This is a genomic window from Lysobacter capsici (assembly GCF_018732085.1).
GTDB classification, from domain to species: domain Bacteria; phylum Pseudomonadota; class Gammaproteobacteria; order Xanthomonadales; family Xanthomonadaceae; genus Lysobacter; species Lysobacter capsici_A.
Genome location: NZ_CP076103.1, coordinates 6,039,453 through 6,064,330 on the forward strand (window position 1 = coordinate 6,039,453; position 24,878 = coordinate 6,064,330).

At 65.5% G+C, this 24,878-nt stretch carries 21 protein-coding genes; 14 read left to right on the plus strand and 7 right to left on the minus strand.

Annotated elements, in window-relative coordinates; genetic code table 11:
- Positions 1 to 282 precede the first annotated feature (282 nt).
- The 3 genes from KME82_RS25115 to KME82_RS25125 all read left to right on the plus strand — a co-directional run bounded on the left by KME82_RS25115 (position 283) and on the right by KME82_RS25125 (position 3,534).
- Positions 283 to 579: an acyl carrier protein gene (locus KME82_RS25115; RefSeq protein WP_215496453.1), complete on the plus strand. Its 297-nt coding sequence runs from the start codon at positions 283 to 285 to the stop codon at positions 577 to 579.
- Positions 580 to 652: 73 nt separating this feature from the next.
- On the plus strand, positions 653 to 2,347 hold the full coding sequence (locus tag KME82_RS25120) for a fatty acyl-AMP ligase (protein ID WP_215496454.1): 1,695 nt from the start codon (positions 653 to 655) through the stop codon (positions 2,345 to 2,347).
- A gap of 68 nt (positions 2,348 to 2,415) precedes the next feature.
- A complete protein-coding gene (locus tag KME82_RS25125) occupies positions 2,416 to 3,534 on the plus strand; it encodes an acyl-CoA dehydrogenase family protein (protein WP_215496455.1) in 1,119 nt (372 codons plus the stop codon).
- On the opposite strand, the gene KME82_RS25130 is transcribed toward KME82_RS25125, so the two are convergent.
- The 5 genes from KME82_RS25130 to KME82_RS25150 all read right to left on the minus strand — a co-directional run bounded on the left by KME82_RS25130 (position 3,527) and on the right by KME82_RS25150 (position 11,649).
- A complete protein-coding gene (locus KME82_RS25130) occupies positions 3,527 to 4,660 on the minus strand; it encodes a flavin-containing monooxygenase (protein ID WP_215496456.1) in 1,134 nt (377 codons plus the stop codon). The two genes, KME82_RS25125 and KME82_RS25130, sit on opposite strands and share 8 nt — an antisense overlap.
- A gap of 55 nt (positions 4,661 to 4,715) precedes the next feature.
- Entirely contained in the window at positions 4,716 to 8,579 is a 3,864-nt protein-coding gene (locus KME82_RS25135; RefSeq protein WP_215496457.1) for a non-ribosomal peptide synthetase, read from the minus strand.
- Between the two features lie 363 nt (positions 8,580 to 8,942).
- A complete protein-coding gene (locus tag KME82_RS25140; protein WP_215496458.1) occupies positions 8,943 to 10,091 on the minus strand; it encodes an alpha/beta fold hydrolase in 1,149 nt (382 codons plus the stop codon).
- Between the two features lie 209 nt (positions 10,092 to 10,300).
- The gene (locus KME82_RS25145) at positions 10,301 to 10,951 is read right to left on the minus strand and encodes an NAD(P)-dependent oxidoreductase (protein ID WP_215496459.1); all 651 of its coding nucleotides are present in this window, start codon (positions 10,949 to 10,951) and stop codon (positions 10,301 to 10,303) included.
- A gap of 293 nt (positions 10,952 to 11,244) precedes the next feature.
- Entirely contained in the window at positions 11,245 to 11,649 is a 405-nt protein-coding gene (locus tag KME82_RS25150; RefSeq protein WP_215496460.1) for a DoxX family protein, read from the minus strand.
- A gap of 56 nt (positions 11,650 to 11,705) precedes the next feature.
- On the opposite strand from KME82_RS25150, the gene KME82_RS25155 reads away from it, so the two are divergent.
- From KME82_RS25155 to KME82_RS25165, 3 genes are all read left to right on the plus strand, one after another.
- Positions 11,706 to 12,125 (plus strand): winged helix-turn-helix transcriptional regulator, encoded by a 420-nt coding sequence (locus KME82_RS25155; RefSeq protein WP_286673195.1) that lies wholly within the window; start codon positions 11,706 to 11,708, stop codon positions 12,123 to 12,125.
- A 577-nt stretch (positions 12,126 to 12,702) separates the two neighbouring features.
- A complete protein-coding gene (locus KME82_RS25160) occupies positions 12,703 to 14,112 on the plus strand; it encodes a hypothetical protein (protein WP_215496461.1) in 1,410 nt (469 codons plus the stop codon).
- A 15-nt stretch (positions 14,113 to 14,127) separates the two neighbouring features.
- The gene (locus KME82_RS25165; protein WP_215496462.1) at positions 14,128 to 15,684 is read left to right on the plus strand and encodes a hypothetical protein; all 1,557 of its coding nucleotides are present in this window, start codon (positions 14,128 to 14,130) and stop codon (positions 15,682 to 15,684) included.
- A 145-nt stretch (positions 15,685 to 15,829) separates the two neighbouring features.
- On the opposite strand, the gene KME82_RS25170 is transcribed toward KME82_RS25165, so the two are convergent.
- Positions 15,830 to 17,947 carry a DUF11 domain-containing protein gene (locus KME82_RS25170; RefSeq protein ID WP_215496463.1) on the minus strand — a complete coding sequence of 706 codons (2,118 nt, stop codon included), beginning with the start codon at positions 17,945 to 17,947 and terminating at the stop codon, positions 15,830 to 15,832.
- A gap of 186 nt (positions 17,948 to 18,133) precedes the next feature.
- Here KME82_RS25170 and KME82_RS25175 point away from each other — a divergent pair, with 186 nt between their 5' ends.
- The 7 genes from KME82_RS25175 (at position 18,134) to KME82_RS25205 (ending at position 22,354) form a co-directional block, all read left to right on the plus strand.
- Positions 18,134 to 18,520 (plus strand): DUF3658 domain-containing protein, encoded by a 387-nt coding sequence (locus tag KME82_RS25175; protein WP_215496464.1) that lies wholly within the window; start codon positions 18,134 to 18,136, stop codon positions 18,518 to 18,520.
- A complete protein-coding gene (locus tag KME82_RS25180; RefSeq protein WP_215496465.1) occupies positions 18,517 to 18,879 on the plus strand; it encodes a hypothetical protein in 363 nt (120 codons plus the stop codon). Before KME82_RS25175 ends, KME82_RS25180 begins: the two co-directional genes overlap by 4 nt.
- A gap of 208 nt (positions 18,880 to 19,087) precedes the next feature.
- A complete protein-coding gene (locus tag KME82_RS25185) occupies positions 19,088 to 19,813 on the plus strand; it encodes a DUF4166 domain-containing protein (protein WP_215496466.1) in 726 nt (241 codons plus the stop codon).
- Between the two features lie 163 nt (positions 19,814 to 19,976).
- The gene (locus KME82_RS25190; protein WP_215496467.1) at positions 19,977 to 20,624 is read left to right on the plus strand and encodes a hypothetical protein; all 648 of its coding nucleotides are present in this window, start codon (positions 19,977 to 19,979) and stop codon (positions 20,622 to 20,624) included.
- Positions 20,625 to 21,152: 528 nt separating this feature from the next.
- Positions 21,153 to 21,371, plus strand: coding sequence for a hypothetical protein (locus KME82_RS25195; RefSeq protein WP_215496468.1), 219 nt, complete (start codon positions 21,153 to 21,155; stop codon positions 21,369 to 21,371).
- 87 nt (positions 21,372 to 21,458) lie between these two features.
- On the plus strand, positions 21,459 to 21,767 hold the full coding sequence (locus KME82_RS25200) for an antibiotic biosynthesis monooxygenase (RefSeq protein WP_215496469.1): 309 nt from the start codon (positions 21,459 to 21,461) through the stop codon (positions 21,765 to 21,767).
- A 98-nt stretch (positions 21,768 to 21,865) separates the two neighbouring features.
- The gene (locus tag KME82_RS25205; protein WP_215496470.1) at positions 21,866 to 22,354 is read left to right on the plus strand and encodes a hypothetical protein; all 489 of its coding nucleotides are present in this window, start codon (positions 21,866 to 21,868) and stop codon (positions 22,352 to 22,354) included.
- Positions 22,355 to 22,573: 219 nt separating this feature from the next.
- Here the strand turns inward: KME82_RS25205 and KME82_RS25210 are convergent, their stop codons facing one another.
- Positions 22,574 to 23,494: a helix-turn-helix transcriptional regulator gene (locus KME82_RS25210; RefSeq protein ID WP_252255531.1), complete on the minus strand. Its 921-nt coding sequence runs from the start codon at positions 23,492 to 23,494 to the stop codon at positions 22,574 to 22,576.
- A gap of 111 nt (positions 23,495 to 23,605) precedes the next feature.
- Here KME82_RS25210 and KME82_RS25215 point away from each other — a divergent pair, with 111 nt between their 5' ends.
- Positions 23,606 to 24,856 carry a hypothetical protein gene (locus KME82_RS25215; protein WP_215496471.1) on the plus strand — a complete coding sequence of 417 codons (1,251 nt, stop codon included), beginning with the start codon at positions 23,606 to 23,608 and terminating at the stop codon, positions 24,854 to 24,856.
- Positions 24,857 to 24,878 lie beyond the last annotated feature (22 nt).

A 24,878-nucleotide genomic window follows, 5' to 3' on the forward strand; every position in this document is an offset into this window, starting at 1 on the left:
CCGGAAACCAAGCCACCTGCCGAGAAGGTCGCGCTCGCATCGGCGCAGTCGGTGTCTGCCGGCGCGCCGTCCTCGAGGCGGCGGCCGCAGGCGCGGAACAATCGGCAAACAAGCTCGCTGCAAAGCGAGGCATCCTCTCCAGAACCGTTTCAAAATTCTGGACTGATGAGTAAGTTCCGCGCGACGGTGGCGGCCGTACTCGCCCGGGCCTGGCTCGCCGAGGCGGGCGGGTCGCGATTGCCGGCTGTGCTACGCTCACACGCGAAATCAAAGGAGTGATTTATGTCTGAAACGACCGCCTACGCAACGCTCGTGGCAGTTTTCCGGGACGAGCTTGCGATCGACCCCGCTCGTGTTCATCCGGATGCGTCGTTGATCGGCGAATTGGGGTTCGACTCCATTGCCTTCGCCATCGGCCTGGTGTCCATCGAGGAAAAGCTGGGCGTGACGCTCCAGCAGGACGAACTCATCGTCTGCAAGACCGTCGCGGATGTCGTGCGGCTCATCGAAAAGACGCGCAATCCCGTCATTGCGTCCGGCGCTGGAACTCCCGCCGAATCCGGCATCTGCGCCGCATAAAGCCCCGGTTGCCGAGACGGATCGTCTCCGTCGACGGCCGCGCGATACCGGAAGATCAAGGACCGATCGAACCATGAGCAGGTTTACGACAGCAGTATTCACTTCTGCGCCCGCATCCGGCAAAGGCCTGGTGACGGGCGAACCGCGCCAACCCGTCCGGCGCACGTGGAAGGAGATCCACGGGATCGCGCGCCGCATTGCCGGCTCGCTCGCGTCGGCCGGCGTGAATCCCGGCGACACGGTCGGTCTGCTGATCGGCGAACCCGCCAGCATTGCGCCGGTGATTCAGGCCGTGTGGATGCGCGGGGCGTCGGTGACGATGCTCCACCAGCCCGGTCCGCGAGCGGACCTCGACGCCTGGGCGGAAGACACGTTCGCCGTGCTCGACATGATCGGCGCGAAGGTCGCCGTCGTGGGCGATGTCTTCGCGCGCACGATGCCGCTCTTCGCAGCGCGGGGCACCTGCGTCATGTCCGCGGAGACTCTGGCTGAAGGCGTGGCGCTCGAGCCGGTCGATTGTGGCGAGGACGACATCGCGTTTCTGCAGCTCACCTCGGGCTCGACCGGGCTTCCAAAAGCGGTGGCGATCTCGCATCGCAATCTCCACGAGAACGCGGCGGCGATGGTGAGTTCGTCGAAACTCGATCCGCGCACCGATGTGCTGGTGAGCTGGCTCCCGCTGTTTCACGACATGGGGATGATCGGCTTCCTCGTTCTGCCGATGCAGGTCGGCGCCGAGGCCGTTTGCGCGGCGCCAGCAGAATTTCTCCGATCGCCGCGGCTGTGGCCGTCGTTGATATCCCGCTACGGCGGCACGATGACCGCGGGGCCGAATTTCGCGTACGCCCTTCTCGCTCGCTACCTGCGATCGGCGCCCGACGGCGCGTTCGACCTTTCCTCGCTGCGGTTCGCCCTCAGCGGAGCCGAGCCCATCGATCATGCGACCGTAGCCGCGGTGCTCGCGTCCGGCGCCCGATTCGGACTGGATGACAAGGCGTTTGTCGCCGCGTACGGGATGGCGGAAGCCACCCTCGCCATCTCGTTTTCCGAGACCGGCGAAGGCATGCAGTTCGATGCGGTCGATCAAGCGGCCATCGAACTCGATTCGTATGCCGCGATCAGCACGGACGATGGCGCGCGCCGTCTGGCCAAGCTGGGCAGGCCGGTGCCCGGCATCGAGATCGTTGTCGGCGATGCGGCGGGCGCCGGCACCAAGGCCCGCACGGTGGGCGAACTCAAGATCCGGGGCGATGCCGTCTCGCGTTACTACCTCACTCCGAGCGGGAAGCAATCGCTTCTCGGCGACGGCGGATGGTTCAGCACCGGAGACATCGGCTATGTCACCGAGAGCGGCGATGTCGTCGTCTGCGGCCGATTGAAGGACATGATCATCGTCGCGGGACGCAACATCTTTCCCGGCGATATCGAGCGCGCGGCCTGCCGGGTCGGCGGCGTGCGCCCGGGAAACGCCATTGCCGTCGCCCTCGCCGCCGCGGGAATACGCGAAGAATTCGCGGTCGTGGTCGAAGCCATCGACAGCGCCGATCTCGAATCGAGCACCCGCATCAAGAACGAAGTATCCGACGCGGTCTACGCGGCATTCGGCGTCAGCCCTCGGCTGGTGTCGGTGGTCCCGCCGCGCACGCTGCCGAAAACGCCCTCGGGAAAGCCCAAGCGCTCGGCCACCATCGGCATCGTCGAAACAGAGCTGGCCATGCTGCATGGCGCGAACAATCAACGGCAACACGAACCGGTCGGCTCACCATGACCCTGCAAACCGAAACATCGTTTTCCGATATCGCGTCCTTCAACGAGCATCTGGACAAGATCCTGGCCTTGGCGTCGACGCGCCGGATCATCGAGGATGCGGAAGTCGCCGGCGTGTTTCCCCGCAGCATCATCGAATTGCTGGGCCGGGAGGGCATCTTCGCGGCGAAGTGGCAGGATCGCCCCGTGCCCGCGCTGGAGCACACGCTGGCCTTGTCCGAGCGATTCGGCCGACTCGGGGCCGGCGGCATCGCCTCGGGCGTAACGCTGCATGATTCGGCGATCGCGATGCTGCGCCGGTTCGGTCGTTCCGAACGGTTGCGCGAGGTCGCCGATCAAGCGATCGCCGGCAAGGCGGTGTTGTGCATTTCCGCGACCGAAGCCGGCGCGGGCTCTGACATGCTCGGGCTCAGTTCGACGGCGGTCCGGGAAGACGGCGGGTTTCGCCTTCGGGGGCACAAGAAGATGGCCTCGCCTTCCCCGGTCGCCGACTACGTCGTGCTCGCGCTGCGCGGCATCGACGACAGCCACGCAGGCCGCGACGATCTGGCGCTGTTCCTTGCGCCGACCTCGCAGCTTCGCGTCGGCAAGGCCTTCGACACCGTCGGCGCCAGAAGCATCAGTACCGCACCGGTGTTCTTCGACACCTGGGTGCCCGCCGAGATGATGATCGCCCGCCCCGGAACCGGCCTGGCCGTGCTCAGCTGGGCCTTGGCCCAGGAGCGTTTCGCCATGGCGGCGCAGATCCTCGGCGCCTGCCATCTGGCCCTGGGCGTGACCGTCGCGCGGATGAAGCGACGCAAGTCCTTCGGGGTCGCGCTGTTCGATCATCAGGCATTGCGACTGAGGATCGCGGACTTGCAGGCGCGGGTCGACATGATGCGATTGGCCTTGAACGGCCTGATCGCCAACGCCGCCGGGTTCAACGTGCGCTCTTGCTCAGCGGCGAAGGTCACCGCGGTTCGCCTCGGGTGCGAAGTGATGTCCGAGTGCATGCATATCTTCGGCAGTGCGGGCGTGATCGAGATGGAGTCGCCGCTGGGCCGCTGGTGGCGCGACGTGAAGATGGCGCGCATCGGCGGCGGCACCGACGAGATGCTGTGGGAGATCGTCGCCGCGGGCCTGGAGCCGGACTACGCGAGCTACGATCAACTGGTGCATGAGTGGCAGCCGGAACAGGTTAGCTGACCGCGACTGCGCTCCGGCAACGTTGCGCGACCGCCGCTCCGACCCGTTCCGCATCGCGACCGACGAAACCGAGCAGTGCCGAGCCACGGTTGCGCATTCGGTACAGGCCGACGAAATGCAGTCCGGACGCGCCGATGCCCGCGTCGTGCTCCGGCGCTCCGTCGGCGCCGAGCAGTTCGGCGCCCAGCCAGGACCAGTCGTTGCGGTATCCGGTGGCCCACAGCACGGTCGATGCGTCGATCCGCTTGCCGTCGGCGGTGACGAGCTGCGCGTGCGCGACATCGACGACCCGCTTGGCGAAGCCGACGCTTCGAGCGAGCTCGTCGATCTTCGTGCCGACGACCGGGTCGGGCATCGCGAGTCGTCGCGCGAGCGGCGTGTTCGTCGGCAGACGCAGAATTCCGCAGTTGGACAACCACCAGAATGCATCGCGCCCCAGTATCCGCTGCGGCAACCGCGGCTGTTTGCGGCCTGCGCAGACCACGACCTCGTGACTGGCCGACAGCTCGGCCGCGATCTGCAGACCCGAGTTCGCCGATCCCACGACAGCGACCTTGCCCGCGGGGATCTGATCGGGATTTCGGTAAGCGTGCGAATGCAGCTGAGTGACGGACGATGCGAGCCGCCGGGAAAACTCGGGAATGATCGGGGTCTGGAATGCGCCGACCGCGGCGATGACCTGGCGCGCGGTGATGCTTGCGCCCGGCGTGGTCACGGTGAAGACGCCGTCGGAACGTCGCACCGACACCACACGCTGGCCCAGATGAATCGGCAGCTCGAACCTCGCCGCGTAGGTCCGGAAGTAATGCGGCACTTCGTCCTTCGCGGGGTATCGATCCGGATCGCCGGGGAACGGTAGCCCGGGCAGGCCGCAGTACCGCGCCGAGGTAAACAGCTTCAACGAATCCCAGCGATTGATCCAGGAAACGCCCAGTTCGGTCGCGGCGTCGAGAACGACGAAATCCACGCCCGCGTGCTTGAGCGCATGACCGACGGCGAGGCCGGCCTGGCCCGCACCGATCACGACGACGTCGATGTCGCGCGGAAGTTCGCTGTCGCCGGAAGATAGGTTCGAACTTGACATGGTCACTCCACGGCACCCGCACGGACAGGCATTGGCGCGCATGGCGCTGGCGCGAATAAGCGAAGCTGCGAGGGCAAGCCGCAACGGCGTACGCAGGTCATCGACCGAGCTCCCGAAGTGCGGCCACAACCTCGGCGAGGTGCTGCGAACTGAATAGACTATGGTGCGTGCCCGCGACCGCACGCGTGGCCACCGTGCCACGGGTGCGCGAAGACCAACCCCAATCGCCCATGGCTTCGTGCGGATGCGCCGCGTACTCGCTGACCCGCCCGTCGCGCGCCCGGATCAAAACGACATCCGCGGCCACGACGGATGGCCGATACCTGCGGCACGCATTCACGACCTGCGCGAACACCGGATAGACATGATGGAGTTCGGCGGCGAGCAGGTCGGCGCCGGCCGTGTCTTCGCGAAACCAGTCTTGCATTGTCGCGTCGTCGACCGGGCCGGGCGGCGGATCCGTCGGCGCGGGAGCGTCGAGCACGATCAACTGCGCCACCTTTTCTCCCGCCGCTTCGAGTTGCGCGGCCATCTCGAGCGCGATCACCGCGCCCGACGACCATCCCAGGATCGTGTACGGGCCTGGCGTCGCGTCGCGCACAGCGGCCACATAGCCTTGCGCCAGCGCTTCCACGGTGCCGGGCAGCGGCTCGCTCGCCGCGAGGCCGAAACAGGCGCGGTCGAGGTCGCGCGCCAGATCGCGATAGGCCGCGACCGATCCACCGGCCGGATGCACCATGAACAGCGCCGGCCCGGTTCCGGCGTGCAGCGGCACCAGGGCGTTGGAAAGCCGCTGTCCGCTCATGAGGCTGGCCAGACGCGCGACGGTGCGCGACTCGAGCAGCCCACCGAGCGAAACGTTGAGCCGGGTTCTCGAACGCAGCGCGGCGACCGCGCGCAACGCGGTGAACGAGTGCCCGCCCAGATTGAAGAAATCGTCTTCGACGCCGATGGTTTCGACGCCCAGCACGTCCTTCCATACTGCGACGATCGTGCGCTCCAGCTCGGTGCGCGGCGCGACATAGTCCGCGCCGACATCGGCGGTGGTTTCCGCGAGCGCGACAAGCGCGCCACGGTCGAGCTTGCCGTTGGCCGTGACGGGCAGACTCGCGACGACCGTGATCTGTCCCGGGATCAGATAACTCGGCAGCCGGTCCACCAGGCCCGCGCGGAGGGATTCGCCGTCGCCGGGGCTCGAACCCTCGTGGAGAACGACGAACGCGCGCAGTTGCTTGTGCTTGGCCTCGCCGGCCACGACGACGACGGCTTCCTTGACCCGCGGATCGGCGGCCAGCACGTGCTCGACCTCGCCGGGCTCGACCCGGTGCCCCTGGATCTTGCATTGCGCGTCGATGCGCCCGATCAGCTCGATGTTGCCGTCGGGCAGCAGGCGGCCGAGATCGCCGGTGCGATAGATGCGCTCGCCCGTGGCGAGGTGGGTCACGAACGCCGCCGAGGTTTTTTCCGGATCGCCCCAGTAGCCTTGCGCCAGGCCGACGCCGCCGATATGCAGTTGCCCGGTCGTCCACGTCGGCGTCTCATTGCCCTGTTCGTCGAGGACGTACCAGGGTTGATTCGCCATCGGCCGTCCGTAGGGGATGCTGCGCCAGCGTGGATCGACCGCATCGATGGGGTACCAGATCGACCAGATCGACGCCTCCGTCGCGCCGCCGAGGCTGATCACCTTCGCGTTCGGCGCGATCGCCTTGATGTCCTCGGGCAGGCTGAGCGGAATCCAGTCGCCCGACAGCATCACGATGCGCAGCGCGGGCAGCTGCACGCCTTCGGCGCGCGCGACATCGACCAGCAGCTGCATCAGCGCAGGCGCCGAATTCCACACCGTGACCTGTCGTTCGACCATCGTCGCCAGCCAGGCATGCGGGCTGTGGTCGGCGGGATCGGGCAGCACCAACGTCGCGCCCGCCAACGCCGAACCGAAGATGTCGTAGACCGACAGGTCGAACGAGAGCGACGACACCCCAAACACCACGTCCTGCGCGGCGATGCCGAATTGGCTGTTGACGTCGAGCATCGTGTTGATCGGCCCACGGTGATCGAGTGCGACGCCCTTGGGCTGCCCGGTCGAGCCCGAGGTGTAGATGACGTAAGCCAGCGCGGACGGGTCGAGGCCGGTCGGCAAATCCACGCTTGCGCAGGCCGCGCTCGCAGCCGCCGCGACATCGCCGCGGACCTGGACGACGGGCACGCCCTCGCGTTCGCTCCCGTCGGCGCCGACGATGACCGCCGCGCCGATGTCGCTCACCAGTTGATCGATCCGCCGCTGCGGCCACGCCGGATCGATCGGCACGTACGCCGCGCCCGCGAGCAGCGTCGCGTAGACCGCGATCATCTGGGCCACGCCCTTGGCAAGCACGATCGCGACGCGATCGCCGGGGCCAACGCCGTTGGCGCACAGCACCTTCGCCAACGATTCGGCGGCCGCGGCCAGTTCGCCGTAGCTCAGCGAGTCGTCGCCGCACACGACGGCCGCATGCCTGGGCGCGACGCAAGCGCCGACCTTCAGGCCATCGGACAACCGGCCCTCGTGCAGTGGCCGCGTGGGGCCGGTGTTCACCGGTGGCGCCGAACCGCGCAGGGCCACGAGCGTCGTCGTCGCGGTCCACGCCTGCGGATCGTCGGCCAAGGTTCGTATCAGCGCTTCATGGGCGTCGCACAGGGCATCGATGAAACCCGCGGGGAAGGCGGCTTCCACGACATCCCAGACGATCTCGACACGGCCGCCGCGAAGCGCGAAGAACTGGTGATCGAGCAACACCTGCGGCGTGGCGAGCTTGCTGTAGCCGAATTCCTCCTGCGGCCCACCCGCCAAACCGGAGGAGACGACGAACGGACACGCGGCCCGGCCCTGCGAATGATGGCGGGCATTTAAGGCCTCGAGCACATCGACGCCCGACCAATCGGTGCGTCCCAGATCGCCGATGATCGTCGACTGCAGGCGGCGGGCTCGTTCTTGCAGGCAGGCCGTTCCGCGCCAATCGAATTCGAGCGGATAGATCGCGCCGAGATTGCCCAGTACCGACTCGGCGCCCGGAATCCGCCTGAGCAACCGGCGCGTGATCATCTGGTTGAGAATGAAATGTCGCGACCCGCTGAAACGCGCGACGATCTCGCCGTACACCGCGAGCAGCGCGGTCACCGGGCTCATGCCATGCAGGCCGACGCCCGCCGTGAAGGCGCTCCACGTCGCCGCGTCGACCACCAGACGGCGCCGGTTCAAACCCGGGTTTCCGTGCAGGCGCGCGATCGGCAGGTCGGGCGGCGCGGGCAGCGTGGCTACGCGATCGGCCCAATAGGCGCGCGCGCGATCGGCGGCCTCGTGCCGCTGCGTCAAGGCGAGCGAAACCTCCTCGATCCCGATGTGGTCCGCGGGCAGTTCGATATCCGGTGTCGCGTAGTACTGCTCGATCTCGGAAAGCAGGCGAAGCCCAGAGAACTGATCGAGAAACAGGTTGCTGAAGTTGACGTGCAGCCGGACCTCGCCGTCGCCGTATCGCGTCAGCTGGAAGTCGAGCCACGGCCAGCGATCCATGGGAAGCGGCTGATTCGACATCCTGTATCGAATCTGCATCAATCCCGCGGTCGTTCCCAGGTCTGAGAGCCCGCGCAAGTCCCAGACCTGCACGCGCGGCGGCCTCACCTCGTCGACCCGCCGCAGTCGCAGATCCGGCGTCACCGCGACGATGTTGCGTCGATGGCGTTCGATCACCCGAGCGACCGCGCGAGCGAATCGATCGATGTCGAGACCGGGACGTTCCACCTCGAAATATAGGTGCGGATGCAACGCATATTCCATGCCGTCGCAGGCGCTGACGACCAGAAGGCGTTGCATGTCCGTAAGTGGGAAATCGGCGTGGCCGGGCCTGGCATCCGGCACTGAGGTGGCCCCGTCGTTCGAGGGCGCACTCACCTGTAGAACAGCACAATAGTCCTTTTCGTGCATGTGTCACTCCTTCGCCAGGACACTACATCCGCGCCTGTATGGAGTCAATCAGCCACACAGGGATTTCGAAAACCCCTTCACTGTTCCACGCAAAATGGGTTCGCAGTGGAGCGGCGCTTACTTGCGGTTCTTCGCGGGGCCGTAGACCCCGGCGGCTTCGCGAGCCGTTGCGCGCGGCTTGGTCACTCGACGGCGCGAGGTTCGATCCGCCCCGGCCGGTTGCCGACCTGCCGCTGTGCGACGAGCGCGATCAGAACAATGGCGTTCGCGTTTCCATCCGGATCGACACTTCGCCGACGCCACGCGATCCATTCGGGCAGACGCGACGAATCGGCGTTGCCGCGACGCAAATTCCGGACCGAATCACCCGCCGGCGCGTACGCCGTCGCCGAGAAAAAACGCCGTCGTTGCAGCGAAGACCCGCTGCGGATCTTCCAACTGCGGAAAATGGCCGACATCGTCCAGCACCACGACATCCGCGCGCGCAACGAGTTGCCGATAGCGTTCGGCCATATGCAGTCCGCTGACGGGATCGACTGCGCCGCAGATCAGGCGCAAAGGCGTATCGGCCGTCTGCAACGCGCCGACCCAGCGCGCACGTTCGCGTCGGCGCTCGGCCATGTAGCCGAGCAGCGACGGCACCGCACGAAGGCCTTGTTCGTGCTGCAACAAGGCCCAGTATTCGTCGATCGCCGTCTCGCCGATCTGCCGCGTCGGCGAGAACAAAGCCTTGAGACTGCGCGCGAAACCGCGACGGCTCATCAGTCCGACCAGCCCAGGGCCGAGCGGCGAAGCGAGCAATTGCTGGATCAACCGCGCGCGATGGGTTTCGGGAAACAGTCCGCCGTTGAGAAGGCACAGACGAAGAATGCGCAGCGCGGCGTGCGTTGAACCCTGGCGGTTTCGAGCCAGCAGCTCTTGCGCGACGGTATCGCCATAATCGTGAGCGAGTACGAATGCCGCGTCCCAGCCGTGATACCGCGCGACCGCTTCGGCCAGATCCGCCTGCTCGTGCACACGGTAGCGATGGCCGCGCGGTTTGGCGGAAAAGCCCAGGCCCAGCAAGTCGAATGCGAGCACCTCGAAGCGCGCAGTCAGCATCGGCCACATCGGCGCCCAATCGAAGCTGCTGGTCGGGAAGCCATGGATCAGCAACAGTCGCGGTCCCGCTCCGGCGCGACGGCAGTAGATGCGTTGGCCGCGCACGGTGATGAACTCGCCGGCGTCCCGCCAGGCGCGCAGTGCGGGAAAGCGATCGATCGCGCTCATGGCCGACGGCTCGTGAGATGGCGACCTGCTGTCGAGGCGCTCTTCTGGGCCAGACCCTGGACCCGTCGAGAACCGAACCCGTGCTCGCTCAGCGTCGGCCGTTGCTCCGTGGACATGCTGCTTTGAAATGAAAACGATGCCGAAGCTGCTCGCATACCCGATGCCTCGATCCGACGATGCAGGCGGTATCGTAAATGCAAGTCGTGGCCGAAAATGTCGCCTGAGTGGCATTCGTGACGACATCACCCGCCTGCACCCGCCGGCCCACGATACGACGGCTCACAGATACCTGGCCTGGTAGCGGCAACACGCCATCGATCCAGAAGATCCCCCTCCCCATCACGGGATTCGCACCGTTGCCTGTCGAGTCTCGAACGTAGCCGGCTGTCGATCGGCGACGTCGCACCTGGACTCGAATGCGCCGTGGACACGCGAACTTTTCGATGTGGCGCTCAAGCCGCGCTGATTCCAGGCGCCTGGTTGAGGTGTTCGTTGTTGACGACCTCGCGGCTCGATATCTGGTTGAACATGAATATGGCCATATCCTCGCGGCTCACCGTCATCGAATGCCTGGCGTGGCCGTACATGCCGACCGTCAGCCGCCGGGTGGCGGGGCGGCTGGTCAAGAGGGCGACGCGGACCATCGTCCAGTCCAGCTGCGAAGCACGTATCGCGCCGGCGAGCCCGATGATGTCGCGATAGGAACTCGGCAGCAGGACCTTGACCATCAGCGCCTGAAGCCGGACCTTCCAATCGAAGCCGTCGTCCGGGTCCGGGGCCGTGCCGGTCGACACGGCGATCAACCGCTTTACATTTTCCTGTTTCATCGCCGCAACGATGGCCTGTGTGGCCGCGGTAATCGGCAGGCCCTTGGGATGTTGCGGCGAGGTCGGGCCGAGCGCCGACAGCACGGCGTCGGACCCGCGAATCGCTTGTCCAAGCAACGCCGCGTCCGTCAGCTCGCCACGGACGATGCGCACCATCGGATGCTCGAACGCGCTGCCCGATCGCGCGAATACGGTGACTTCGAAGCCGCGCTTCAAGCCTTCGTCGATCAGGTAGTTTCCGGTCTTGCCGGTGGCGCCAAAAATCGTGACTTTCATGGTGGGTTCCTGATGAATCTCATCTAAAGGCCCGGTGCGTCGCAACGCCGATCGCACGGCCGGGCCTTCGGCCTTCGCACCGTGATAGTCCAGCGCGACCGTCGGCGAACGTTCCGCTATCGCAAGCAAGGCGGTATTCGTTCAATAGCCGGACGTCGTTTCCGGCGATAAACAGAGCGACCGGCGCGAGTCTTTTTCAGCCGATCGGTAGCGCGCGAGTTGCGTGGCCGATACCACGATCGGCGCGGGTTACGACGGCGACGTTCCGGCGAGTCGAGGCGCCTTGATCTCCATTACCTGGCGACCTGATGCGTCGCCGCGCCAGGCGCGTAAGGCGAAGGCACTTCGCGAGCAGCGTTCTGGGTCATGAACGAAGCGATCAGCAGCACCACAGCTGCCGCCGCCGGCAGCGCGCCGCCAGGCTTGCGCGCATTGACATGCGCCGAAGCGGACAGCAACAGGTGATATAACATGCCGGCATAGGCCAGATCGCTGAGCGCCACGTTGACGCGTGAAACAACCGCCGCCACCGCCAGGATCTTTACCCAGGTGAGGATCGGTATGAGATACCCCGGATACCCCAGCTCGGTGAGCGCCTGGCGCACCCAGTCCCTTTTCACGACATAAGTCACCGCCGAAGCCATGTAGAGCAGGCACAGCAGCGCCGTGCTGATCCAGTAGCTGTAGTTTTCGATCATGGGCTGTTCCTTCGCGAAGTCCTTTGCTTGGACTTTCGCGAAGAATGTCGCCTAACATGAAAGCCGACAAGCAGGATGAATTACTGGTGGTTAGTATGGAAAACCAGACTATCGGCGAGCGCGAGATCAACATGCACGAGGAAATGCGGCGAGCGTTCGCGCTGCTCTCCGGCAAGTGGAAGCTTGAAATCATGTGGCTGCTCAACCAGCGCACATATCGCTTTGGCGAGCTGCGCAAGGCCATTGCCGGCATCAGTCAGCACATGCTGACCGCGCAGCTTCGCGAGCTCGAGATGGATGGCCTGGTGTTGCGTACCGTTTTCGCCGAGGTGCCGCCGCGTGTCGAATATGAAATCACCGCCAAGGCGCGCGGGCTTGGGCCCACGATGGAGGCGCTGACGGTGTGGTGGAACGAATATGGAAGCAGCGTTCCGGCGAAGCCGGGTTCGCGCGGGCGCAAAGCCAAGGGCGCTTGAATCCGGGTACGTCGGTGCTTGGTTGGTGATGCGAAACGCCGGATATCGCTTGCAGAATCCGATCTGGACGTTGCTCGCGGCGAAGCGCCGGAGCTGCAACTGCGTTGCGAACAGTGGACTTCGGAACAAGGGGAACCGTGAACTTTCGGGAGCATTTTCTTCGGCGCCCGGTGACAGCGGCCGGAGTGGCCGAATCAAAGCCGCTTCGCGGCTCGACCGTAACGTCCCAATAGTGCCGACAACCCGCCGCAGGATCGCATTGCAACGAACTCCACGTCCGCCATCGGCCACGAACGAACGCAACCGCAGAGCCTCCGCGGCGGTCAAACGCCCCATTCACGCGCAAGACGATTTCCCCTGAATGTTCAGTGGCCCTTTTTCCCGAGCCCCCGCGTTGTTGCAAGCAGGACACTAAGGAAGGGAGGTCCATATGCGCCTTCGCACCGCAAGGACCCTGGTTTTTGCGATGGCGGCACCCTTGGCCGTCGCCACGTGCTCCAGCAACTCCCCGCAGCACCCGAGCGGGGCGGAAAGCGCTGCGTCGGCGGGACCGCCGGTCGAAGCATCGGCTGAAGCGATGGCCTTCGCCGGCGCGCTGCCCGACGTCACCGGCTGCGCCGCCGGCGCGCGTTGCCTGCGGGTGACGCAGTTGGGCAAGCCCAGCGCGCAGGGCACGTTCATGGCGCAATGCCGCGGGCGCTTCGCCGACTTCATCGTGCCGCGCACGACCTTGCCGAGCGGTTATGCCGGACCGTGGTTCATGCCGGCGCAGCTCGAAGACGCCGCCACCGGGGTACCGGGCACCACGCGGCCGTGGACGGCGAGCAGTGTCGATCCGCGCCAGGAAGCCAAGCGATTGGCCTACGCCCTCACCTTGCGCAACTACGCCTTCGCCAGCGCGCCGGTGCGCGCGCTCACGCCGGCGTTGACGAACGATACGGACTACTTCGACAGCGCCGGCCGCGCGATCGTACCCGCGTTGCGCAGTCAGGCCTGGTATCCGGCGCCACGCATGTTCTATGGCAATACCAATGCGCCGGGCACGCGCGAAGCGGCCTACGGCATGACCCGCGAACGGCGCGTGCCCGCTGGCGAACTCGCCGGCAATCTCAACGGCTTCGTCAACTACGCCGTGGCCTATTACGACGCGCGCGGCGGGCGCGTGTTCCAGCAGTTGTGGAATACCGGCGTGGCCGGCGTCGACACGCCGCGCCGCGACCGCATGCAGTTCACCCAGGGCAGCTTCGTCTACAAGCTGTTGTTCAGCGCGGCCACGTCGAGCGATTTCCCGAGCGGCCAGGACCCGCTGGCCGGCGCATTGGAAGTCAAGGTCATGCCCAACAGCACCGGCGCCGCGGCCGGCACGCCGGTGCCGGTGCGGCTGCTGCAGATCGACATCGCGGTGAAGGACGCGCGCGCCGGCGTCACCGGCTGGTACTTCCTTACCTACGTGTACGACAAGACCTTGCCGGGCGCGTCGCCGTGGCGAAAGATGGCCCCGCTGGGGCTGACCTGGGGCAACGATCCCGACGGCACCACGGTCACGCATTCGTGGATCAATCCGGCCGCGCCCGCGTACGCCCGCGCGCATGTCACCTTCAAGCATCCCGAGCCGCGCTTGAACGGCCCGGTGGACAATCCGGACTCGGCCTGCATGAGCTGCCACACCACCGCGCAATCGCCGTCGGTGGCCGACATGTTGCCCGAAGGCAGCTGCAACACCTTGCGCGCGAAGTGGTATCGCAACCTGGCCGGCAGCGAAGCCTTCGGTCAGTTCGATCCGGCGCTGCCGGCCTGCGAGACCGCGCCGCCTTCGATCGACCTCACCGCCGCCGATTACTCGCTGCAGATGGCGTCCACCGTCTCGCGCGCGCTCACCGGCGCGCGCACCTTCAACCCCTGCACCTGGGACGAGGCCCATCCGCCGCCGCTGTCGGCGCTGGCGGATCTGCGGCCGAATGCAAGGGTGTTCGAAGCCACCCGCTGAGGCCGGAGGCCCGCCATGACCATCAACTACATCCCCAACGATCCGCGCGCCGCGGGTTTCTCGAGCATGCGCGGACAAACGCCGCGACCGTCGCGTTCCACCGCGCGCGCGCACTTCGACATGCCCCGGTCGCCGCCGCAAGCGCGCTACGCCCGCGGCACGCCGCAATTCCTGCACTGGCAGGCGCGCGAAGCGGCCCTCGCCGCGCTGGAGATGTTCGAGGCCGTGCGCGGCGCGCCGCTGATGCGCTGGGCGCGCGCGGTGCCGGTCAAACGCCTGCGGCTCGATCCCGACGCCGGCGAAGACCTCAATGCGTACTACACCGGCCGCGCGGTGCAGTTCTTCCACTATCCGATCGGCGACACGGTCATCCAATCGGGCATCAGCACCGACGTGGTCGCGCACGAAGTCGGACACGCCTTGCTCGATGCGCTGTGGCCGGAACTGTGGAGCGCCGAGTTCCTCGAAGCCGGCGCCTTCCACGAAGCCTTCGGCGATTGCGTCGCCATCCTGACCGCCCTCAACGACCGCGCCCTGCGCCGCGAGCTGGTCGCCAGCGCCAAGGTCAACAAGACCAATGTGCTGGAAACCACCGCCGAAGATCTGTCCTGGGCGATCAAGCAACTGGAGCCCAACCACAACGCGTCGGTGCCGCGCCGCGCGCACAACAAATTGCGCTGGACGCTGCCCTCGTCGCTGCCGGCGGACGGCCCGCCCGGCGCGCTGATCGCGGAGATCCACAGCTTCGGCCAGATATTCAGCGGATGCTTCTACGACCTGATCGGCCTGCTGTATGCCAATGCGCCGTCGAAGACCGAAGCGCAACTGTGGAAAGCCGCCGAAACCGCCGGCCGCCTGCTGTTCTCGGCGGCCGAAAACGCGCCGATGACGTTGCGCCTGTTCCAGTCGGTCGGCCGCGCGATGGCGCAACAGGATCAAGCGATGTTCGGTGGCGCACACTATGAGCTGATCGGCCAGGCCTTTCGCATGCACGACATCCTGCTGGGCAGTTCGGCGATGACCGCGCCGCGTTCGGAACTCGCCGGCAGGACCGCCGGCCGCGGCGCGGTGAAATTGAACGCCGCCGCGAACGAAGACGTTCGCCACCGCCTCGGCGCGTCCGCGGGTGCGCGCCTGGGCAAGCGCGCGGTGAAGCTCGGCGGCATGGCGATGGCGGAAGTGAGCCATCGTCGAGCGATCGATCTCACCGGCATCGCCGGCTTCCTCGACGGCGTGCGCGCGCACGGCCCGGAAGCGATCCTGGTCGGAGCCTTGCCGAGCCGCAGCGGCGTCGCCGTGGTGATGAGCGCGGTGCCCGATGCCGCCGCGACCGAACAGGAAGTGCGCGCCTTCGTCGCCGGCCTCGCCGCGCGCGGGCAGATCAAGCACGACGGCGATGCCGGCACCGTGCGACGCAGCGCGGTGGCCCGGCCAGCGGTCGGCGCACGCAAGGCGAAACCGGCGGTCGGCTATCCGGTCACCCATCGCATCGCGCGACGCGGCGGGGTAAAGACGCTCGAGCGCGCCCGCTTCGCCTGTGGCTGCGGCATGCATCACGGCGAGGAGTCGTAACGCCGAAAGATGCTTGCGCTCGAACGCGGCTTGGCCGCCGCTTTGGCTGGCGAGGCATGTCGCGCCCGGCGCGGTCTTTCGCGCACGCGACGGCGAACGCCCGATCCATATGCCTGGCCGCGAGCGGCGAGGACAACGACCGCCGCTACGGGACCGTGCAGGTGAACGACAGCGTCGCGCTCTGTCCCGCGGACAGCCTGCCCAGGACGATGCCCGCGCCGGTCAGGTTGGCGATGGTGAAACTGCCCGCCGGCACGCCCGGACCTGGAACGAACGTCACCGCATTGCCGGGCGGACAGGTGATTCCCGCCGCGGGCGCGTCCCGGACGATCGCCCCGGTGACCTCGCCCGGCCCGTTGTTGGTGACCACCAGCGTATAGGTGGTCGGTCCCGACGCGACCGTGTCGTTCGCCTGGTCGTTCGGGCCCGCCGCCGGCGTGTTGGTTTTGGTGATCGCCAGATCGACCGGCCGCAATGCGTTGGTATAGGTGCATACCGCCGCATTGGCGCTGGTGATGGTCAGGGTATTGCTCGCCTGGCCGTTGGTCCCCGACAGCGTGTGACCGCCGGTGCAGGCGAGCGTCGTCGCATAGCTGGCGACATTGGCGCCGCCCTCGGCCGGAAGCGTGATCACATTGCCGACGTTGACGTTGACCGGCGCGCCGCTGTCGGCCGGCGTCGGAGCGGTTGCGGTGAAGCCCGCGGTATTGTTCGCGCCGCCCGTGGTCGCGCCGATCGTCACCTGATGCCCGGCGATGCTTCCCGCCGCCCAGGCCTTGGCCAGTTGCAGGGTCGCCACGGCAGCCGTGTTGGTGATGGTGCAGACGACATCGTTGCCGGCATTCGTGGTCAACGACCATTCGGCATTCGGATCGGCCACGGTCGGCCCGGTCGGCGTGGGGATGGGAATGGCCCCATTGCCCGGACCGGCGACACAGCCGATGGCGCGCGTGTAGGCGGTGGCGATATCGCTCGGACCGGCGGTCTGGGCATCGCGCAGGGTCAACGCGACGCCTGCCGGAACTGTGGTGGCCGCGGTACTGGCGGTCGCCGGCGTGGCGCCGGACGTCGGTGGCGAGAAAGCCAGCGCCGTGCCGCCATTGAGGATCACCGTTGCGAACTCATCGGCCGCCGCCGCGCGCGACGCCAGGTTCTTGATCAGACGCAAGGTCGCCGGGTTGTCGTTGTTCGTCACCGTGCAGGTGGCGGCCGCGAGATTGGCCAGCGCCACCGTGTTGCTCGCCACCGGCGCGCCGCCATTGATCACGCAGCTATACGGACCGGTCGGCGTATAGCCCGCCGGGCCGGTTTCCGACAGCGCATAGCTTCCGGCGTTCACGGTGGCATTGGTGACCGCCGCGCTGCCTTCGGTGCCGCTGATCGGCGTCGGGCCGGCCGCCGCGAGCGTCCAGGCGGTGTCGAGCGCGGTGCCGCCACTGTCGTTGATCACCGTCTTGGCGAGCGTCAGGGTCGGCTTGCAGGTCGGAACGTTTATTTCGAACTGGGCGGAGTTGCCGCCGATACCGTCCCGGGTCGTTCTAAACGTGAACTGGACGCCCGTGACCGTGCCATTGGTGCTCAATCGAAATTGGGCGAACGATCCGGGACGCGCGCCAAAGGACGGTCCGCGTACCGTGGCGGTCAGGCCATCGGCGGAGATCTCGATATCCGTTTGCGCGTTGTCGACGGCGGGCGCTCTTACCCAGGAGAAACCCGGCGATGCGCCGACCGCGGTGAAGCTTATGAGGTCCTGGTCGACGTCCAGGTTCGAATCGGGCCCGCCAAACGTGGAGCCCGCTTCGAATATGACGGGAACGCGGCGGGCGAAGGTAAAGGTATGTTGACCGGACACCGCGGCGCTGGCCGGCGCGGGATCGGTGTAGTTGATGGTGTTGGCCGCGGGCGCGGAGCGAGTGCTCGCACCCGCCGGCGTCGGCGTATAAACGCCAAGCGTCGTGCTGACGACGGGCGTGCTCGTGGTATCCAGCGCCGAGGTGAACGCGCCGTTGCCGAGCCCGCTTACGTTGAGCGGATTGCCGGTGAACACCGGATCGCAGGCCTGCGCCCGGACGGCCTGGGTGCCGGCGACAGTCATGCACAGCAGAACGAAGACAAAGCGTACAACCCGTCGCACATTCAGGCCGGTGGGTTGGATCAGGGGCCGGGCACCGGCAAATACACGGGCAAACTGTCCGGTCGGGGCGCGAGGTATTCCCTCATCACGCCTGCCTAGATCCGCCACGACATAGGTCAAACCGCCCATCTGAGAGCCATTCGGCACAGATATTCGTGCTTTATCGGCGCCGGCAGGTGCTTTGTCAAGCGAGAAAAGGGCGCCGAAACGGGGAGCACAGGTAGACTTTCGTGCGTCCACTCGTTGGACTGCCGAGGCGCCATTGAGGCGCGGCGCGGCCACGCCAATTCAGGCGTCAGCCCTCATGGGAGCGTTATGCGACATCCCGACGGGCATGAGCCCGAAGACCGCCAACCCGATCCCGAGCAGTCGCGGCGAATCGCAGACCTGAGCCCCGATCAGATTCAGGCCATCGACGCGGCATTGCTGGCCGCTGCCGACATCGGATGGCGCAAAGTCGCGTTTCTCGTCGCCACCGTCATGACCGGCCCGGCTCGCGTTCCGGGCATTGCGGATGTCTACTACGCGCAACGCGTCCGAGCGTTGGTCGCCAACGGCTCACTCGTAGCCCAGGGAGTTCTTTCGCGCATGCGCTACAGCGAAGTCCGCATCGCCGGCGAGGCGGGCGTACTGAAGCCCGGCAATTTGTTCGAGCCAGATTCGGGTCGCGGGTCGACTGATTCGGGCATCAAGCCCACATGAGCAGGCACTACAAAAAGTCCGAGCCGCTTGCGGATAGGTTGCTTCGCATCTTCAATGCATGCCTGCGCGGATTCGGCGTGCTTCTGGCGCTGGCATGCCTGCTCGCGTTGGCCGTGGTGGTCACGATCTTGATCAATCTGCGCCCGGGGTCCGACCTCATGCCTTGGCCAACGTTTCTGAGCGTTGCGATCGTCGCGTTGTGTCTGCCCGCCATCGGACTCGTGTCCAGCGCTTGCTTGGTGGTGCGGGGGTACCGTCGAGCCAGTCTCAGTGCGTTGCTGCTTTTGGTACCGATTGTCTCGATCGTTGCCTTCCTGGTCGGCCTCACTGAGTTCTTTTCCGGCTTTCGGCCGGGCTGAAAGCTGGCCGGTCCCTGCGCGTGGATAAAGGATCCGATGCAGCACCGACACAACACGCAGCCCACCGACTGGCCTGCATGCACAACGGCGCGAGTTCGCGGCCTGAGCAGAAACAACGCCGCAAGCCGAACACCAAATCCTGCGTGATATAAATCGTTTCGGCCGCGGTCTGCCCGGGAAGTTCCGCATCATTCAATGAGGCTTGCAGTTGGCCAATTTCAGCAAGGAAACATCCGGGAATTCAGTGCTCGAGTCGCCTGCGCCGGACGGCGCCGCGCGACGACCCATCTTCCGCGAGGTGCTCGGCGAGGATTGGCACCGTCTCGGCGAGGTCATAAGGCGCCACTACTTCCTGCGCGCTTTCAGCGACGACCACGTCTGCGTCGAGGGCACGATGAAGGAGGTCTGGCATAGCGCCGTGGCGAAGCTGCTGATCCCGTTCGCCCGGGTATTCGGGGCATTGGTGCCCTATCGCGGCGCGGATGTGCCGATCGAGGTTCACTACAACGCCCGGCCCGACGACGGCACCCTTCATTGGGACCGCGTGTTCCACTTCGACGAGCGTCCACCTTTCCACTTCCTCTCTCATATGGAGCACGCCGGCGGAAACAGCGTGATCGAGTTCATACGTTTCGGCGTGGGAATGCGGCTGAAGGTGACCGTGGAGGACGGCGCGCTGGTGTTTCGCGACGAGGGTTATATCTGGCGGCTTTTCAGCATCGACGTGCCGTTGCCGATGGGGCTGTTGCTGGGGCGCGCCTATGTCGAGGAACGGCCGGTGGACGCCGAGCGCTTCAGCATGCGCATGACGTTGACCCATCGGCTGTTCGGCGAATTGTTCCGTTACAGCGGCAGCTTTACGCTCGGCGCCAGCCGATCCGCCGACGCCCACCAAGCTTCACCTGTGGATAGCAGTCACATTCCAGCTCGATGAGCGACGCTAGCCTTTTCGCATGCCGGACGTCGATTACCCAATCGCGTCCAGCGGACGAAAGCACTCATGAATTGTGCCGTCTATCCGGCTTGACCGGTGCCGTGAGCCACCGGTGATCGCAAGCTCAACCCGGATCGCTGCACCCAAGCGCAATGGAGGCGCGATGAAGAGCCCTTTCATTATCCCTGTGGCTTGCATGGCATTGACTGCATCAGGCGCGGCGATGGCCCAGGCCGCCGGCGATGCCTGCCAGGCCGCGTGGAAGCAGTCGTCCGCATCCCGGTCCTGCACCAGCGTGATGCAGACGCTGTCGAATGGATCATGCGGCGGCAAGACGCAATGCTTGCCCAAGAACTATCCCAGCTATCCCTCCGGACTGTCCGTCGAGGCCGCAAAGAAGCTGGTGAACTGCGATGGCGAACTGCGATTCGATGAAGCCGACTGCCCGTCCACATCCAAGCACTCCACCCACACATACGCCGAGGTGAAGCTGGACCCGGCGCTGTCGCCCAACTACGGTTCGCACCATGAGGCCTGTTCGGCGGCCTGGGATGCCTCGTCGGCCAAGAAAACTTGCGTCACCATAGAGTTCATCGCGCGTTCGGGCGAAAACAATTGCACCATCCACGCGCAGTGCAGCTATGGCCCAGGGTATGTGGAGCGCGACGCGGGCAACATGGTGCAGACCGGTCCTGGAAGCTTCGCCCTGGCCACGCCGCCGCCGCGCAGAAGCACCGTGACGGTATCGCAATCCGATACCGCAAAGCTCAGCAATTGCGATGGCTATCTGAAAGTCGGTGGCTGCAACTGACTTGGACGACGATCGCGGACCATTGTCGTTGGCGCGCTGAATCACACGAACCCATCGGCCACGCCGACCCGAGACCTTGCGTTCGGCGATACAAGAGCCGCAGGCATACCAGGCACACTATCGCGCCTCGCCTGATCCGAGCGCGCGCCCGAAACCCGCATCGATTGATGCACCCACTGTTTCATAACCGAGGACGGCCGCGACCGTCGGCGGCGCTGACTTGTTCGAGTTGCTCGGTGAGTGACGGCGCCACGAGAGACGACGCCGATCGCGATGCCGGACGCGGCAGGCAGGAACAGATCGAGGTTGCGCGTAGCCAGGCGCCTCGCCTCGAGCGCGCCGTGCCGGGTGGTCCGCGAAAGCCAATCCACAAGCGCCTGCGCTTTTCCAGAAAAATAGGCGAAGATTGGGCTTGGGGCGGACTTTCGAAGCCATTCCTCGGTCGCCGACGATAGCCAACGAGGCGTTTCGCGACGCCGCTTCGGCGCGGCGTGTTTCGGGTGATCGGCGCAAGCAGGGGAGAACATCATGAGTGTGCAGATCGAGCTTGGCGACGATGAGGCGCTGGTGCTGTTCGAGCTTCTCGCGTCGGGCGGATTGCTTGAAGGCTTGGAGGAACCCGAGAGAAATGCGCTCCAGGCGCTTGAGGCGCTGCTGCAAAAGCAACTCATCGCCCCGTTCTCGCACGACTATTCCAATGTACTCAAGCAAGCGCGATCGTCCGTGCTGGCTCGTTACGGCGGCTGACATGCCTTGCCGGCCGACGGCCATCCAGATAGAAGCTGCTTCGCACGATTGCCCCACTCGACCTCATTCCAACGCGAGGAGAAACCCGTGATCGTCCGCATCTCGAAAGGCATCTACCCTGCCGGCCTTCATGCCGAAGTCACGACGCGAATGAATGCGGCGTCGCAGCGCCTAATTCCGGCGATTCGCAAGCTCCCGGGCTGCCTTGGCTTCTATGTGACGACGGAGGAAAACTCGTCGACGATGGTCAACGTAGGCATCTGGGAAACGCTCGAACGCGCCGAGGCGATGAGCGCGCTCGCCGAGATGACCGCGCTCGCCCAGGCATTCATCGCTCTAGGCGTCGAGTTTGAACGTCCGATCATCAACTACCCGGTGCTCCGGAAAGTTCCATGAGCCGAAGCAAGGCAGGATCCGGAGCGGGGTTTTGTGCATCCATCCGTGGTAGCGCAAGATGCGTGAATTGAGCCGAAGCGGCCTGATGGCAAATACCGATGTCTGACAGTTCCTTCATATCGAAGCCGCTGCGCGCCTCGCCTCAGCCACGGCGGCAAGCCATGGGTCGGCGCGTGGCGCTGCTGGCCCTGGGTTTTTTATTGGCGCCGCTGGTGCCGGCGGTCGTGTTGGCGGCGGCAAGCCCGGGCCTCGGTGTCGAGCCGGGCGACATCGCGTCCTTGCTCCCGATCGCCGCGATCCTCTATTTTCCATCCGCGCTGTTCGTCGGCGTGTTCGGCATTGCGATCTTCATTTTCCTTTGGCGCTTGAACCTTATCCGCTGGTGGTCCGCTGTGCTCTCCGGCTTCGCAAGCGGCGTTCTGCTCTCATCGGTGGTCGGCGATTTCCGATGGATGCGAAGCGGATTGTTCATGGCCGAGCTGCCGGCCTTGCTCGTCTGGGGCGCCTGCGGCGCCGCAAGCGGCCTGATCATCTGGCTCTCATGGAAAGCCGGTACCGCGTTCGGTCTCGATCGGCCCGTCGCCTGAGCATTCGCGATATCTGAACTGCCTCGCGGTTCGGCGAGTGGCCGGCTCGCGTCGACGACCGCCGAGATCGGCAGGCCGCTGTGAGGACTTCACCGACGATCACTCGGCAGCCACGCTATCGCCTTGCATGGGTGCATACATCCCAGGCCGACGGCTTTATTCGGCCGCGCACATCGTTCGTTCTGGTTTGAAGGCGGCGCCCCCATCGCTCCTGCGATCTCACTTGCCGATAGAGCCGCCCTGCCCCAGCCATAGCGCAGTCAACGCCGGACGATTGCGAACGCCGAACTTGTGATAGATGGACTTGATGTGGATATGCACGGTGTTGACGCTTTTTTGCAAGGTGTCGGCGATCTGTTTTTCCGTTTCCTTTCCCAGCAGCGCGAGCAGGACGATCCGCTCGGTCGGCGTCAGCGGGGAGTTCGCCACATGGATGCCGTGGCTGAGCACGAACCGGTACTGAAACCAGCGCAGGCCGCGCACGGCGAGCGCGAAAGGCGCCTTGATGTCCGCGCTGAAGCGCGGCTGGCTCACGCCGCGATAGAGGAACAGATGCACCCTCACGTCGTCGTTGATCGCGCAGCGCGCCGACAGCTGATCGGCATGTCCCACGTCCAGATAATGCCGCTTGTAGAATTCGCCCTGGAACCATGAAGCCGGAAGCGTCTCGAACAACAGGCGGGCCAGGAACGGCTCGTTTCCGGCCGACGAGATGATCGAGGCCAGGTCGGACTCGGATTTCATCAGCTCGGCGACTCGCCGGTCGACCGATGCGGTGAGGACCGGACGAGGATTCAGGATCTGGTGCAGACGCGGCCGCCAGCCATTGAGCAAGTCGCCTTGCGGCGGAACCGGCAGCCTGACGACGACCGCGAACAGCGCGTTGTGGCAATCGAATATTTCGCACAGCCGCAAAAGCAGATGACGCAGCGCATCGTCGGCCCGGCTGGCGGGAAAATCGACCAGTTCGTCCCACAGCCGATAGATGTCCTGGGTCGTCGCGTCATTCATCGTGTGGTCTTCATCGGGTGGGTCGAACGTCCTTTCGACGCATGCTGGCGAGAAGCGGATTCGGGCCGCGAACGATCTGCGCCATCGGTGTTGCAGACGCGACACGGATGCGCGCGACAGCTTACTCATTTCGCGCGCTCGCGATCCGGCCCGGTGCGAACGCGTATACGCCGCGCCGATGAGTCGCGCCTCACGCCTGACCGTTCAAACGTTTCCCGCCCGCACCACTTGCATTCCGGCTTGCATGCACGCAAGCGCGCGAGGCCGCGCGAGCTAACCTTTTCAGGTTATGTCGCGGCTTCCGGCATCTCCGTATGCTCCGTTCGGGCAGGTAGCCGCGCGATCGCCGGCCTGCGATCGCGGCCCGTTTCAGACACCGCGCCGGACGCGATTTCCGTCGCTCTCGATCCACGGGCCGGGGCCGTTGCCAATCGGATCCAGCCGCGCGCGCCGGCATTCGCATCGCGCGTGCGGTCGCTCCATGGCATCGACCTCGCCACCGACCCGGCCGGTGCGCAGCCGCGATTCACCCGAACGCATCGATCGTTCGACCGACCCTCGCCGCACCTATCCAACAGGAGTTCAATCGTGGGGACCATCACCGTTCCGGTAACACCTTACATCGCCGACTTCAGCGTGTCGGACAAACCCTGCGACAACGTCGTTTTGTCATTGGCCGACATCGCGCCGCCGGAGTACATCCGCCTGCCGAACAGACCCAAGCCCGATTCGAAATACAGCTCGATCGATCTGGCCATGATGAGCACCAATTTCTCGGTGCTCGTCTCGCTGGGCTTCGGCGATTCCTTTTCGGCCAAGGCCGACAGCAATGTCCATTGCTCCTATATGGACCTGGCCGTGACCAAGCGGGTCGAAAGCAATTACGACAACAAGAGCATCATCGCCGCCGCGACGTTCGGTCTTGGCTTCCGGCTCGCCATCATCACCTACGGCCTGGATTCCAGCATCGCCATGAATCTGGGCGACGTGGCCGCGGCGGCGAAGCTCAGGATGGGCTACACGAGCTATCAGATCCTCGCCGTCGGTGGCGGACTGAAGGTGATCAGCACCGCCCAGCCGCTGATCGCCAACCTCGCCGGGGAGTTCAATGTCGAAACCCTGGAACTCATCGGCGCCGTCCAGGCGCAGCTCACCGATCTGTACATCAATCACAACAGCGACATGGTCCCGGAATTGATGAGTGTCGACATCGATCTCGACAAGATGGCGAACCTGTATTCGGGCGGCAAGAGCCAGGGTCCGTCGTACATGCAGCTCATGAAGGCGCAGCGCTTCGCGCTTCAGCAGGCGCGCCATGGCCGCACCTTGACGCAGGCGCTGGAGCAGATGGATCACAAGCCCGCCTGGGCGGTCGATCGGTCCATCGTCAAGGACCTGTACGAGCGGGTGCTCGGCCTCAAAGCCGACGAGGAACCTCGCGGAAGCAACCCGCACGACATACGAATCATGCTCGACGCCGGCGCGATGTGAGCCGCCCCATCAACGACACCGA